The 14116-nt window shown below is 64.7% G+C and carries 14 protein-coding genes; 4 read left to right on the top strand and 10 right to left on the bottom strand.

The genetic code is table 11. The annotated features are described in order from the left end of the window. The first annotated feature begins 142 nt into the window (after nt 1-142). Nucleotides 143-2878 carry a mechanosensitive ion channel domain-containing protein gene (locus tag NFW30_RS13200; RefSeq protein ID WP_295355585.1) on the top strand — a complete coding sequence of 912 codons (2736 nt, stop codon included), beginning with the start codon at nt 143-145 and terminating at the stop codon, nt 2876-2878. A gap of 291 nt (nt 2879-3169) precedes the next feature. After that, complete coding sequence (locus NFW30_RS13195; RefSeq protein ID WP_295355583.1) at nt 3170-3823, top strand: PEP-CTERM sorting domain-containing protein; 654 nt, start codon at nt 3170-3172, stop codon at nt 3821-3823. Between the two features lie 66 nt (nt 3824-3889). On the opposite strand, the gene NFW30_RS13190 is transcribed toward NFW30_RS13195, so the two are convergent. From NFW30_RS13190 to NFW30_RS13170, 5 genes are read right to left on the bottom strand one after another with little or no spacing between them, the layout of a single operon-like run. Further along, nucleotides 3890-4459, bottom strand: a complete 570-nt coding sequence (locus NFW30_RS13190) for a DUF3365 domain-containing protein (protein WP_295355581.1) — start codon at nt 4457-4459, stop codon at nt 3890-3892. An 11-nt stretch (nt 4460-4470) separates the two neighbouring features. Beyond that, nucleotides 4471-4869: an OsmC family protein gene (locus NFW30_RS13185; protein ID WP_295355579.1), complete on the bottom strand. Its 399-nt coding sequence runs from the start codon at nt 4867-4869 to the stop codon at nt 4471-4473. A gap of 30 nt (nt 4870-4899) precedes the next feature. Continuing rightward, the gene (locus NFW30_RS13180; protein ID WP_295355577.1) at nt 4900-5346 is read right to left on the bottom strand and encodes a YeeE/YedE family protein; all 447 of its coding nucleotides are present in this window, start codon (nt 5344-5346) and stop codon (nt 4900-4902) included. An 8-nt stretch (nt 5347-5354) separates the two neighbouring features. Then, complete coding sequence (locus NFW30_RS13175) at nt 5355-5789, bottom strand: YeeE/YedE family protein (RefSeq protein WP_295355589.1); 435 nt, start codon at nt 5787-5789, stop codon at nt 5355-5357. Next, the gene (locus NFW30_RS13170) at nt 5789-6118 is read right to left on the bottom strand and encodes a metalloregulator ArsR/SmtB family transcription factor (RefSeq protein ID WP_295355575.1); all 330 of its coding nucleotides are present in this window, start codon (nt 6116-6118) and stop codon (nt 5789-5791) included. The genes NFW30_RS13175 and NFW30_RS13170 overlap by 1 nt, the downstream gene beginning before the upstream one ends. 119 nt (nt 6119-6237) lie before the next feature. Between NFW30_RS13170 and NFW30_RS13165 the strand changes: the two genes are divergently transcribed. Then, the gene (locus tag NFW30_RS13165; protein WP_295355573.1) at nt 6238-7104 is read left to right on the top strand and encodes an MBL fold metallo-hydrolase; all 867 of its coding nucleotides are present in this window, start codon (nt 6238-6240) and stop codon (nt 7102-7104) included. 7 nt (nt 7105-7111) lie between these two features. Then, nucleotides 7112-7924, top strand: a complete 813-nt coding sequence (locus NFW30_RS13160; RefSeq protein WP_295372255.1) for a sulfite exporter TauE/SafE family protein — start codon at nt 7112-7114, stop codon at nt 7922-7924. Nucleotides 7925-8066: 142 nt separating this feature from the next. On the opposite strand, the gene NFW30_RS13155 is transcribed toward NFW30_RS13160, so the two are convergent. The 5 genes from NFW30_RS13155 to NFW30_RS13135 all read right to left on the bottom strand — a co-directional run. Further along, nucleotides 8067-9239 carry an RtcB family protein gene (locus NFW30_RS13155; RefSeq protein ID WP_295355588.1) on the bottom strand — a complete coding sequence of 391 codons (1173 nt, stop codon included), beginning with the start codon at nt 9237-9239 and terminating at the stop codon, nt 8067-8069. A gap of 655 nt (nt 9240-9894) precedes the next feature. Further along, the gene (cysK, locus tag NFW30_RS13150; RefSeq protein ID WP_295355569.1) at nt 9895-10881 is read right to left on the bottom strand and encodes a cysteine synthase A; all 987 of its coding nucleotides are present in this window, start codon (nt 10879-10881) and stop codon (nt 9895-9897) included. Between the two features lie 337 nt (nt 10882-11218). Continuing rightward, nucleotides 11219-11467 (bottom strand): helix-turn-helix domain-containing protein, encoded by a 249-nt coding sequence (locus NFW30_RS20085; protein ID WP_363322106.1) that lies wholly within the window; start codon nt 11465-11467, stop codon nt 11219-11221. Nucleotides 11468-12041: 574 nt separating this feature from the next. Next, nucleotides 12042-12740 (bottom strand): hypothetical protein, encoded by a 699-nt coding sequence (locus tag NFW30_RS13140; protein ID WP_295355565.1) that lies wholly within the window; start codon nt 12738-12740, stop codon nt 12042-12044. 222 nt (nt 12741-12962) lie between these two features. Further along, a partial coding sequence (locus tag NFW30_RS13135) for a DUF4062 domain-containing protein (protein ID WP_295355563.1) occupies nt 12963-14116 on the bottom strand: 1154 nt, incomplete at its 5' end.

Genomic DNA, 14116 nt, shown 5'->3' with positions numbered 1-14116 from the left:
GTTCGCGGGATGAGCGAGCGCCTCAGCCCTCTGGGAGAGGAAGACGTAACACCGGCAACGACTTCGATCTGGTCGGCATCGCCTGGCAGTACCGCTGGGGCGGCGGCCTGTGAGGCGCAGGCGGCCGACTAGCAGCGCTGCGGTGGCCAGCGCGGCGCTGCGGCACGGCGCGATCGGTCTCGTGCAACGGCTCGCCGGCCGGTGCCCCGGCGAGGGCGCGGCGTGGTCGGGCGTCGTGCGCCTGCTGCTCGTCTCGCTGTGCGTGCTGTTGGCCGGCAATGGTCTGGCGCGGCCGGCCGATCCGTTGCGCGCCGTCGCTGACCGGAACGGCGAGGTCCAGGCCAGCATCGCCGAGACGGAGCGGGCCCGCGAAGAGCCGGAAAAGGCGCTTGCCGATCTGCGCCGGCAGCGCACCGAACTCGAACAGCAGATGCGCTGGGTCGAGCGTCGCGCCAGCGTGCAGGCACTCGGGCCGGAGTTCGCGCAGACGCTCAGGGATTATCTGCGGGATTTGCCGTCCGCCGAGCAGGCAGCAGCCGGCAGGGAACGCCGGATGGAACTTCTCGCCAGTGCCAGCGATGCCGAACTCGCGGTCGAGCGTGCGTTGCACCGGATCGAGGATCTCGACGCGACGAGCGAGAAACTGCTGGCAGAGATGCAACCAGCGATCAGCGACGAGGAACGGGCGGATGCGCTGCGCGCGCTGGCGGCGGCGTTGCGACAGCAGCGCGAGCTGTTGCAGCGGCTGGCGGCAGAACAGCATGAGCTGCGCCAGAGGCTGAACGAGTCTGGCGAGGTGGCGGATGCGCTGCTTGCCGAGGCCGATGCCGCGCGACAGAAGCTGACCGAGCTGCTGTTCTGGACACCAGCGCCGTCGAGCGCACGCACGCTCGCCGAACTCGCACCGGCACTGCGCTGGACCTTCTCGGCCGGCAACTGGCAGCAGGCTGGTCAGTTGATGCAGGCGGAAATCGCACGCCAGCCGCTGTGGCCGGTGGTCACCGTGTTGACCGCAGGCATGCTGCTGGCCCTGCGCGGCAGGTTGCGGCGTCTGCTGCATGCCCTTGCGCCGGCGGCGTCGCCGGACGATGGCTACAAGCTCCGGCATGCTCTGACAGCACTGGTGGTCACCTGCCTGCTGGCGCTGCCGCTGCCGCTCCTGATGTGGACGGCTGCCAGTCCGCTGCTCGGCGCCGCCGAGAGCCAGCAGTTCAGCGCTGCGTTGGGACACGCTCTGCTCGTCGTCGGCCGTCTCCTGCTGGCGCTGCTCATCACCGCCCGGCTGCTCGACCCGATCGGCGTTGCCGTTCGCCATTTCGGTTGGGATGCCGACCTGGTGGCGGCGACGGCACGGGGGTTGCGCCCGCTGACCAGCGTCCTGGTCGTGCTGATGCTGATCGCGGCGATGAACGGAACGGCGCATGCGCCATTCGCCAACGAAGAGAGTCTCGCTCGCGTCGCGCTCGCTCTGGGTGCCCTCGCGGTGGCCGTGCTCTTCCTTCATCTGCTGCGCTCCGGAAGCGCGCTGATGCACCGATGGCGCGAGGTCGCGCCGCGCAGCTGGGCCGTGCGCCTGCGCCCGCTGTGGCTGCTCGGTTTCGTCGGCGTCCCGTGCGCCGTCGCGGCGCTTGCGCTCGCCGGCTATGTCGTTGCGGCAGGCTACGTCTTCGGCCGGCTGGTCCATTCCTTCTTCTTCGTCCTGCTGGCGGTGATCCTCTACGGCCTGATGGCGCTGTGGGTCCAGATGCAGCGGCGGCGGCTGGCGCGGGAGCGCGCCGTCGCTGCGGGTGGCGAAGGAACGCCGCCGGTTGCGACCGCACCAGAAGCAGTGGCGTCACCGGCAGGCGGGCTGCAGCGGCCCGGTGTCGACATTGCCGCGCTCGGTGAGGAGACCCGCTCGCTGCTCGACTTCGTCGTCACCCTGCTGCTGGTCGGCGCCTTGTGGTGGGTGTGGCGTGACGCAGTGGCGACGCTCGGGGCGATCACCGATCACCGGCTCTGGAGCCACACCGAAACGGTCGCGGGCAAAGAGCTGACGCATTCGGTGACCGTCGGCCAGTTGCTGCTGGCGATCGTCGTCCTGCTGATCACCGGCGTCGTCGTTCGGCGCATCGGCTCGCTGCTCGACATCGTCCTGCTGCAGCGCCTCGACATGCAGGCGGACGCCACCTATGCGATCAACGTCATGACCCGCTACGCGCTCGCGGCCAGCGGCCTCGTCGTCGCCAGTCGTCTGCTCGGCGTCGGCTGGGACGACGTGCAGTGGCTGGTCGCTGCACTTGGCGTCGGGCTCGGCTTCGGTCTGCAGGAGATCGTCGCCAATTTCGTCTCCGGACTGATCGTCCTGGCCGAGCGGCCGATCCGCATCGGCGACGTGGTGACCGTCGGCGATGTGTCCGGCAAGGTGGCGCGCATCCGCGCGCGCGCGACGGCCGTGATCGATTTCGACAACAAGGAAGTGATCATTCCGAACAAGGCGTTCATCACCAGCCATGTCGTCAACTGGACGCTGTCGAACCAGATCATCCGCCTGCTGATCAAGGTCGGGGTTGCTTACGGCAGCGACATCGCCCTCGTGCAGCGGCTGATCCTCGATGTCGTGCAGGGCAATCCCGACGTGCTGCGCGACCCGGCGCCGTCGGTGTTCCTGGTGGCATTCGGCGACAGCTCGCTCGACTTCGAGATTCGCGCCTTCGTCGGCGCGCTCGACAGGAGGATGCGCGTGCAGCACGAGATCAACCAGGGAATCTCGCGCGCACTGGCGGAACGGGGAATCGACATCCCGTTCCCGCAGCGCGACCTCAACATCCGCTCCCTGCCGCAAGGCTTCGCCGCGGCTGTCCGGGCTGCTGCGAAGGGCGGGCAGGAGGAGCGCTGAGCAAAGCACGCCGGCAGTCGTCGAAGCGATTGCCGTGACCTGCCGGCCGGCGGCAGCGCACCCGCTCCGCAGCGCCATGTCGGCAGGCTTTACAGGCAGAAGGAAACACTCCGTGAGCTGCCGATGCCTACTGGCATTAGATCAACCGGTTGGCGAATAATTCCGATGCAGGCACGATATTTGCTTTGTTTCAGGCAGCGTTGCTTTCAGCCAACCGCCAAGAGTCAGGTACGGCATGGCGGCAACGCGGAATTCTTCGCCGCCCACCAACCACTACCGGAACCAACAACAGTGAAAACTCTTTCCTCCCTGCTCGCTTCCCTGCTGCTTGCCGGCGCCAGCTCGCTCGCCAATGCGGGTACGATCGATTTCGACAACCTTGCCCTGAACAACTGGGATCCCATCCTGGCCAACTACGGTGACCACGGCTTCGGCGGCGTCGGCGACACGAGGATCGGTGTGAGTTACAGTGGCAGCAGCGGTAGCACCAACAACCTCCTGTTCTGGAACAACGACTACGGCGACCTGACGAAGGTCGCGTTCACTCCGACCAATGGCACCCTCGCCCGGATCAGTTTCACGGCCGACCCCGGCTGGCTGATCAGTTCGGTGTTCTTCGAGCTGGCTGGCTGGCCGAACGCGGACCTGAACGCGCAGACGATCGTGGCCGCGATCGGCGCGGTGACCGGAACCTTCTCGCCGACGACGGTGCAGGGTGACTTTGCCACCCTGCCACGCCATTCGGGTTTTGGTCTCAACACTGCCGGGGCGAGCAGCGCCTATATCGAGTGGGGAACCGACTGGAACATCGGTATCGACAACATCAGTTTTGAAGTGATCGCCGATCCCTCGAACGGAGTTCCCGAGCCGGGCTCACTGGCACTGCTGGCAACGGCGCTGGGTCTCGCCGGTTTCGGCCAGCGGCGGCGCACAGCGACCCGCTGAACCCGACGGCGGCGACGCGCCGGCGACGGCTGCAACCCGTCGCCGGTCGCCAGCGAGCGGGGCCGATCAGAGCGGGCGGATGACCGTCAGGGCCCCGCGAATCTGGCCCTTCGTGTAACCGGTTGCGCGGTCGCTCGGGTAGTGCTCGGCGAGCGTCCGCCGCAGCTCGGCGTCGAGCCCGTCGGCGGGACCGTGGCAGCCGAGACAGACCTCGCTCACCGGCAGCGCCTTCATGTAGCGCAGCACCGGACGGCCATTGCTGGAGAGGATGACGCTCGTCTCGATCGTCTCCGGTTTCTCGCCGGCGGCTGCGCGGCGATCGAAATCGGCAAGCTGCACCGCTTCCCAGGCATCCGGCGTGCCGCGCGCCGCGTTGCGCGTCTTCAGGCTGACGCGCCGGATGTCCCAGCCGGTTTCGGCGCGTTTCTTGGCGATGAGCTGCGGTGCGAGATCCTTGCAGACGGGTATCGCGCCGGCGACTCCCTCGTTCGCCACGGCTTCCTGCATCGTGGCGATGACTTTCGGGACGACCGGCAGGACGGTACTCCTGGTCTCGGCGGTCAGCGCAGCCAGATCCTGGGCGCAGACCGGCAGGCTGCAGGTGACGAGGAGGGCGATGGCGATGGGCGACTTCATGGCTTGCCTCCTCAGGCCGCTGCGACGGCGGCGGCGGTTTCGCTCACCGAGAAGGCAATCTCGCCGCCCGTCTGGACGATCTTCTTGACGGCGCACTCGCTGATCGCCTGCAGCACGCGATCCCTCTGTTCGGCGGTAAAGGTCTCGGGAAAGCTCACTTCGGTCCGGAAGCGCGACAGCGTCAGCGGACCGCCATGGCCGGCGAAGGGCTTGCAGCCGATCCTGATGCCGGCGGCAGAGATGCCCATCTCCTTGCACTCCTTCTTCGCATAGACGGCTGCGCAGCTCGCCAGTACGGCGTAGAAGGCCTCCAGCGGGTTCATCAGCGAGCCATCGACGGCGTAACTCACCCGATGCCTGCCGCCGCTTACCGTAATCACTTTCGAATCATCGACATCTACCGAATACATTGAACTCTCCTGAGAAAGACGGACCGCGGATCACTGACCACGGTCAGAGCGGCCCTCGCGCGCTTGCGACAGGCGCTCGAAGGCGGTGAAGACAGCCATGCCGGCGAGCATGGCGAGGACGAAGACGGCGCCCTGGACGGCACCGGAGCCGAGCAGGACGAGCGCCGGTCCGGGGCAGATTCCCGCCAGACCCCAGCCGATGCCGAACAGCGCGCTGCCGGCCAGCAGGCGGCGGTCGATCTGGCGGGCAGTCGGCATCTGCAGCGGCTTGCCGCGCAGCGAGTTCTGCCGCCGCCTGGCGACGCTGAAGGCTGGCAGGCCGACGGCGATCGCGCCGGCCATGACCAGCGCCAGCGAGGGATCCCAGTCGCCGGCGAGGTCGAGAAAGGCAAGGACCTTGGCCGGGTTGCTCATGCCCGAGACGATCAGGCCGCAGCCGAAGACGAGACCGATCAGCAGGGAAATCAGGATGCTCACGGCGGTTCCTAGGCGAGAAGATGACGGGCGACGAAGACGGTCGCGAAGCCGGCTGCCATGAAGACGACGGTGGCGGCCAGCGAGCGCGGTGACAGGCGCGACAGGCCGCAGACACCGTGGCCACTGGTGCAGCCTGAACCGAGCCGGCTGCCGAAGCCGACCAGCAGGCCGGCGACGACGAGCGTCGTCCAGGTGGCGTCGATGCGCCCCTGCGGCAACAGCGCCAACATCCCCCAGGCGAGCGGTGCCGCCACGAGCCCGAGGACGAATGCCAGTCGCCAGCCGACGTCGCCGGTGCGGCGCGGCTGCAGCAGGCCGCCGACGATGCCGCTGATACCGGCGATGCGTCCTTCGAGAAGAATCAGCAGCGCCACCGCGAAGCCGATCAGCAGGCCTCCGGCAAAGGAGCTGGCGGGTGTGAAGTGCAGCCAGTCGATGGTGATCATGGGTTCCCCTGCAGCGATCGCGGGCAGTACAGTTGATAGAGGGTATCCAGCAAGGCCAGCACGCGTGCGTCGGCGACCGAATAGTGGATCTTCTTGCCGTCACGCCGCGTGTTGACCAGCCCGGCGCTGCGCAGTACACCCAGTTGCTGTGACAGCGTCGGCTGATGGAGGTCGAGCAGCTCTTCGAGCTCGCCGACACACTTCTCCCCCTGGCTGAGCTGGCACATCAGCAACAGGCGGTTGGTGTTGGCCAGCACGCCAAGGACAGCCGTCGCCTCGCCGGCCGCTGCGCGCATCGACTCGATATCAAGACTGCTGCCGTGCATGCTTCGATCCCGCCAAAAGTTCTACTTGACAATATTATGTGTCTAAGTATTATGTGTGTCAATATATTGTTTCGTGCTGGCCGTCGTCCGTCGGCCAGCACCCGACGGGGAGCAGCAGGATGCACATTGAAGCCTTTTTCGATCCCTCGACGAGCAGCAACAGCTACCTCGTCTTCGACGGCGAGCGAACACGTGTCGTCATCGTGGACAGCGTGCTCGATTACGATCCACGAGCCGGCAGGACGAGCACCGGCAATGCCGACCGGCTGGTCGACCGTATCGTCGAGACCGGTGCCCGCGTCGAGTGGATCCTCGAGACGCACGTTCACGCCGACCACCTCTCGGCAGCCGCCTATCTCAAGGAGAGACTCGGCGGCCGGACGGGAATCGGCGAACGGGTCACCGTCGTCCAGCGCGTCTTCGCTGCCCTGTTCAACGCCGGCGCCGCCTTCGCCAGCGATGGCAGCCAGTTCGACCATCTCTTTGGCGACGGCGAGACGATCACCGTCGGCAGTCTCTGCATCACGGTACTGCACACGCCCGGCCACACGCCGGCCTGTGTCAGTTACCTGTTCACCGATGGTGACGAGCAGGCGGTGTTCGTCGGCGACACGCTGTTCATGCCCGATACCGGCACGGCACGCTGCGACTTCCCGGGTGGCGACGCACACGCGCTCTACGCTTCGCTGCGCCGGCTGCTCGCACTGCCGCCGCAGACCCGGCTCTTTCTCTGCCACGACTATCCGCCCGGCGGCCGGCCCAACGCCTTCGTCAGCACCGTCGGCGAGCAGCGGCAGGGCAACATCCACGTGCACGACGGTGTCGGTGAGGATGAATTCGTCGAACTGCGACAGCGGCGAGACGCGACGCTGGCGGTACCGGTCCTGCTGCTGCCCGCCGTGCAGGTGAACATGCGCTGCGGCGTGCTGCCCGAACCGGAAGCGAACGGCACACGCTACCTGAAGATCCCCCTCAACGTCCTTTGAGGTCTGCATGCCGATCGACCAGGCCATCGTTGCTCCGCTGCTCGGCGCCGCCGTCGGGCTGGTGCTGGCATTGACCGGTGCCGGCGGTGGCATCATTGCCGTGCCGCTGCTGGTCTTCGGACTGGCACTGCCGATGCAGCAGGCGGGGCCGATCGGGTTGCTGGCGGTCGGTCTCGCTGCCGGGTTGGGCGCATTGCTCGGACTGCGCAGCGGCATCCTGCGCTACCGCGCCGCCGGGCTGATCGGCCTGTGCGGCATCCTCGCTGCGCCGGCGGGCGTCTGGCTCGCGCACCGCATCCCGAATCAGCCGCTGACGCTGGCCTTTGCCCTGCTGCTGGCGTGGACGGGCGGCCGCAGGCTGTGGCGCTTGCCGCCACGCGCTGCCGCGGACGTCGCGGACAAGGCGTGTCGGCTGAATCCGGCGGTCGGGCGCTTCGACTGGAACCGCCGCTGCGCCCGCGTCCTCGGCGCCACCGGCGTGGTCAGCGGCCTGCTCAGCGGGCTGCTCGGCGTCGGCGGTGGCTTCGTCATCATTCCGGCGCTCAGCCGGCATTCGGATCTGCCGCCGGCGAGCGTCGTCGCCACCTCGCTCGGCGTCATGACGCTGGTCGCGTCCGGCGGCGTCGCGGCGGCAGCGCTTGCTGGCAGCATCGTCTGGCAGATCGCCCTGCCTTTCGCCGGCGGCGCGATGGCCGGCCTGCTGCTCGGCCGCCTGCTCGCGGCGCGCCTCGCCGGCGAGCGCCTGCAGCAGGGCTTTGCCGTACTCTGCCTGATCGTCGCCGGTCTGCTGCTCGGACGCGTCGTCGCCGCCGTCATCTGATCACCTCGATTCACCCACGGCGTGGGCGGCGTTTCGGCATGCATGTGCTCGAGGCGGAACGGCTGACGGGTGATCATCGGCAAGGTCAGCGCGCGGCGCTGGATCTGCCCGCCGCCTTCGCCGCCGTCCGGGACGAGCGCCCTCATCCCTTGACGCAGACCACCTGCCGCAGCGTATGGATGATCTCGACCAGCGAGCGCTGCGCCTGCATGACGGCGTCGATATCCTTGTACGCCATCGGGATTTCGTCGATCACCGCCTGGTCCTTGCGGCACTCGACGTGCGCGGTCGCACGTTCCTGGTCGGCGATGGTGAAGCGCCGCTTCGCCTCGTTGCGGCTCATCGTGCGCCCGGCGCCGTGGCTGCACGAGCAGAACGATTCCTCATTGCCGAGACCGCGCACGATGTAACTGCGCGCCCCCATCGAGCCGGGGATGATGCCCAGCTCACCGCGGCGGGCGGAAACCGCTCCCTTGCGCGTGACATAGACTTCGCTGCCGAAGTGTGTTTCCTTCTGCACGTAGTTGTGATGGCAGTTGACGGCTTCCTGGTCGATGCCGAAGGGCCGGGTGATGAGCCTGCGCACCGCCGCGACCAGGTTGGACATCATCGCCTGCCGGTTCCGGCGCGCGTAGTCCTGTGCCCAGCCGACCGCTTCGAGGTAGTCGGCGAAATGCGCACTGCCTTCCTCGATGTATGCCAGATCGCGATCGGGGAGGTTGGCCAGATGCTGCCGCATGTCTGCTTGCGCGAGCTCGATGAAGGTGTTGCCGATCGCGTTGCCGACGCCGCGCGAGCCGGAATGGAGCATGAACCAGACGCGATCCGCCTCGTCCAGGCAGACTTCGATGAAGTGGTTGCCGGTTCCGAGCGTGCCCAGATGCTTGTGGTTGTTGGTCGATTGCAGGCGCGGGTATTTGGCGACGATGCGCTGAAACCCGGGCAACAGTTCGCGCCAGAGCGCGTTGACCAGGTCCGGGGGACTCTCCCAGCTCCCGGCGTCGCGCTTGCCGCGGCCCACCGTTCGCCCGTGCGGCACCGCCTGCTCGATCAGCGTGCGCAGCGGATGCAGGTTGTCCGGCAGGTCGGCGGCGTTCAGCGTCGTGCGCGTCGCGATCATGCCGCAGCCGATGTCGACGCCGACGGCGGCGGGAATGATCGCACCGCGTGTCGGGATGACGCTGCCGATCGTCGACCCCTTTCCCAGATGGACGTCGGGCATCACGGCGAGGTGGCGAAAGATGAACGGCAGGCGCGCCGTGTTGATCAGTTGCCGACGAGCCTCTTCCTCGACCGGTACGCCTTCGGTCCACATGTGGATCGGCTGGGCGCCGGGAAGCGCGATCACTTCGCTCGCCGACTGCTGTCTGGCTGCCTGGTGCATGACTCCTTTCCTTCCTTCATTTCGATTGCGCGCAGCCCGGGCGTTCGCATGCTCCGCTGCCGCTGGCTGGAGCGACCGGTGCCGGCAAGTCGTTCCTGGCCCACCGCGCTTGCGGGTGGAAGCGTCAACGCCAGCGCGTCAGTTCCCGCTTCGTCGACGCGAACTGTGCGAGGCTGCGCGGGGAGGAGGCGATGTCAACATCTTCGGGCATGTGCGCCGCGCGTTCACCGGCGCCCTGGCCGAGCGATGCGCATCGTTGCGAGCCGCCGAGCGGGTGATCGGGCCCTCTCGCGGCTCGGACAACCTGTCCGCCACCCGCTTCGAACACGCGAGTCGCTCGTCGGATGCAAACAAGGCGGCCGCTGCGTCAGCATCCGGTGTCGCGCTCCGCGGGCCGCGTTCGGCAGCGACGGGCGGCGAGCCGGGGCTGGTGGTGGTGGCGCGGTCACTCGCCCACCCTCGGCATGGCGAGGCGATCCACCAGCCCGCGGGGCACCGGCCGCCAGCCGACCCGGCTCCCGCGGCCCTGTCGAGCGCCCCGTTCGCCTGGCGGTGGCGCGGCATCGTGGTCGCAGGGCGACGCCTTCTAACCGCCTGGCAGAGCCCGGCCCGTGGCGTCGAACATGCCATCGAAAAGCACCGAACTCAGGTAACGCTCGCCCGAGTCGGGCAGCACGACGACAATGGTCTTGCCGGCATTCTCCGCCTTCCTGGCGTGACGCAGAGCCGCAGCGACCGCTGCACCACACGAAATCCCGGCGAGGATGCCTTCCTCCCGGGCAAGGCGGCGCGCGTATTCGACTGCCTCCTCGTTCGACACCTGCTCGACGACGTCGACCAGCGAGAGGTCCAGCACCTGCGGCACGAAGCCGGCGCCGATCCCCTGGATCTTGTGTGGCCCCGGCTTCGGCGTTTCGCCCGCGAGCGTCTGCGTGAGCACCGGGCTGGCGGAGGGCTCGACTGCGACCGACAGGATGGGCTTGCGACGGATCTTCTTGATGTAGCGCGAGACACCGGTGATGGTGCCGCCGGTCCCGACCCCGGAAACGAAGATGTCGATATCGCCGTCGGTATCGTCCCAAATCTCCGGACCAGTGGTCTTCTCGTGAATCGCCGGGTTGGCGGGGTTCTTGAACTGCTGCAGCAGCACATGTCGGTCGGGGTCGGCAGCGACGATCTCCTCGGCCTTGGCAATGGCGCCACTCATGCCCTTGGCGCCCTCGGTCAGGATCAGCCTGGCGCCATAGGCCACCAGCAACTTGCGCCGCTCGATGCTCATCGTTTCCGGCATGGTCAGGGTCAGCGGAATGCCGCGTGCCGCGGCGACGAAGGCGAGGGCGATGCCGGTATTGCCGCTGGTCGGTTCGACCAGTTCCTTGCCCGGGCCCAGCAGACCGCGCTCCTCGGCATCCCAGATCATTGCCGCGCCAATCCGGCACTTGACCGAATAGGCAGGGTTGCGGCCCTCGATCTTGGCGAAGACGTTCGCCGGTGCGCCGTCGGCAATTCGATTGAGCTTGACCAGCGGCGTGCGGCCGATGGACAGGGAATTGTCTGCATACCATCTGGACATGCGGATCTCCTGGGTGAAGAAAGGGGTGTGGGGATGGCGGGCCGCCGGGAGTGGCCGCCCTGCCACGACTCGTTGAGCACGCAGCCGCCAAGCTTAGCCGCTGCAGTATGCCACGCAAAGACGAAGTTCTTCTAAGTTCATGCCCCCCTGATGGATTCGCCCGAGCCGCCTGGCCGGGGGCTCTGTCGATCAGCCTGGCCGCGCCGTCCCGCGACCCTTCGGGTTGATGTCGACGGAGGCACCGTCCGACTTGGCGGAAATCTGGCCGTCCGGGCGATTGATGACCTGGGCCAGCTTGCCGTTCATGCGGACCTGGCCCTTGGGGTTGGTATCGACGTTAAACGCGGCGCCGCATTTGGCGGAGAACACTGGCATAGCGGAGTAAGGCGGCAGGAAGTGCAGCTCCAGCATGCCGTCGGTAGATGCGACGTATTCGCTCACCAGCTTTCTGACCACCATCGTAAAATGCCGCCACCCATTTGAGAGCGGCGCGCACCGAGACATCGAAATGGCGCGCTACATCACTCGCCGACATACCAGCTCGAACCATCTTGACGCCGTGCATGCGTATCCATTGCTGTTCCATGCGGCGGCAAGTGAAGATCGGCCATTTGGCAATTGGGGAAAAGTTCATTCTCATATTATAATATGAAAAGGCGGACGGGCAAAGCCCAAATGCACTAAAATACTTTATCTTTTAGTATGCAAAATCTGTTACCTCCGACGACGGTACACTTTGAATCGGCGTGTTAGGCGACCCCCACGCCAGACGCCCCGTGCATCGGGCCACCACGGGAGAGCATATCGTGGCTTTTGCAGCATACGGACACTCCACTCAGTATCGTCGATAAAACGGAAATGCACCGTGGTTGGCGGATCGAGATGCAGATCCGAGAATGATCCAGTTGTATACGGCCCTCCGATATGCGCCGAATCAAGCAACCTCCCTTGGTCATCGAGAAAATGAATCGTCAGCATTTCTTCAGCAGGTGTGTTATCGGTTACAAACAACAGCCAACCTCGATCGCACCGCACGGCAGCTTCGAGAACACACCCAGAAACAACCTCACCGGTTGGACGCCCCGCAATCCAGACGTCACTGCAGGGGCCGTCGTCTCCGGTCGAGTGAACGCGCAACTCAATCTCGTCGGCCAGTCGCATCAGTTTCCCCAAAAGAAATCGACGCCCATCGCTGCTGCCGCTCCACCAACGAAGGCGCCAATCGTAACGCACACCGGGGCACCAGGGCCACAAGCCAAACCCGCAAGTGCACCGCCGGCCGCGCCGCCCGCAATGCCGGCGCCGGTTACTGCCCCCTCATGTATCGCTGCTTCTGCTTTGTCATCAGCGGTGGCAACGGTATAGACTGAAATACCCAGTGACAGCACGAGCAGCCCGCGCCCAGCGCGTGACACCGTGCGCATGCGGGCTGTAATCCGCGGGTTGGACTTACCCGCCGATTCGACGATAGACGCGTAGATTCGGTTTTGTTGTTCCGCAGTCAACCTGGCAAAGTTAGCGTCTCGACCAAACAGTTCGATAGTTTTTCTTGCAACCAGTTCATTCAGCGTGGGACTCTTCGGCTTTAGCCATTCAGCGACCGACCGACCGACCGGAGTACTGCGGCGCCGGATTAGTTTCATAACATCATCCCGCATTTCGCGCGCCTGTTCCGCAGCCTCCCGCCATGTGAGCTTGCCCGCCCTCACGCGCGCATAAATGTTGTCTCGGAAGTCGCGCGCGAGTTGATCGTATCGTGCCCGTGCGGCACCGTCTATGGTGGCGATAAAGGCAACGTTTGCCATTTCGGCTTGCAGCAGGTTGAATGCTGCCTCGAAGTCCTGTTGGTCGTTGTGCACCCCAAGCGATCCGGGTTGTGGCGACGCTGAGCGCGCCAGCGTTCCACCATCCACTACTGGCTGATTGGTGCTCGTTCCGACCGGACCATTGTCTTTTACGCCCGCCATACGAGGTGACCTCTCATTCCTTGCCTCCACTTTGATCCGTGTGACGCCCAACGTTTGAATTCAGGGGCGCGGCGCGGCTTTATCGCGGCGCGTCCCTTGGAATGATGGGTGAGCCTATTCCTCACCTTCACGAATATCTTCATCTGGTTGTTCTTCGACCTGATTGCTCCGAATTGCACGAAGCCTGGTCATAACCTCGTCGCCGTATGGTGTTAGCGTCCAATAGGTTCCAGAATCTTTGACGCTACGCGCTTTTTCGCTTTTTGCAATCAAACCCAATGCCCGAAGCTGAACCTTAACAGTCTGAAAATCTTCCTGATGCAAAGAGAATCGGGCTAGGGAGTGTCGTTTAAGCTTTTCGATTTCACGTAAGCGATCTACGTTCTCTTCCTCCACCAGTGAATCCAATGCGGATTTGATTGCTTCTTCGGGAGCCTCATTAATCATTAACGGAGCTACAACTGAAAACAAATCATCCCAGGTCGGGCTGAAGTAGCTGCTCCATGTGGCGGAAGGATATCCAGCCGGATCGGTTGCTCTGAACGAAAATCGTAGTAAGTGGGTTTCTTCGCCTTGAGCCAAACCCTCTGCTCCTTTTGGCGCCGATGTTCTGGCCTTTGCTAATTCTGATTGGAGTTCTTCTACTCGGCGCCTCAACTGCAGCAACTCCATAGTCGCATCTCGGTCCGCGAGCTCATTTGCACGGACCCACCCAACGGCAGGACTCGATTTAATTAGCTGTATCAAGCTACGGCTTACAACTGAGCCAAGTTCTTGCGGCGTGTCCCAGTGCTTGCATAGTTTTTTTTCAACAAGAGTACGAAACTCTGTGAGTTTGCTTTTTCCTTCTTCCGTCGATTCGGTCTTATCCGCAATTATTTTTCCGGGATCTCTATGAATGAATGCGATTGTTGGTTTGTTGATCGACAGCGCATATCTGTATTCCATTTCCGTGTAGCTGAGTCCTTCGGGGCTTACTGAGCCATACCGGCCAGCCAAAATCAGAAGGTAATAGTCGCAATCGTCTATTACCTTCTTAATTAGGTTCCATTGGGTTTCATTGGCGGCGGGGAATAGTTCCATTCCAGCAGGCATGCAATCAAGCTCTAGCAGCGCGTGCATGACTTCTTGCCGCTCTGCCTCAAGGTCTTTGAAGGTGCTGCTTACAAATACCTGAAATCTCTTTTCCACTGGGATTTCCTCTGTGTGAAATAACGAATAGCGTTTATCTGCCGCGCCGAAAGCGTCCGGCCTTGCCGCTGGTGCAT

Source organism: Accumulibacter sp. (genome assembly GCF_023806635.1).
Classification (GTDB): Bacteria; Pseudomonadota; Gammaproteobacteria; order Burkholderiales; family Rhodocyclaceae; genus Accumulibacter.
Note: the sequence above shows the minus strand (reverse complement) of the source record. Positions and strands in the feature narration are given on the sequence as shown.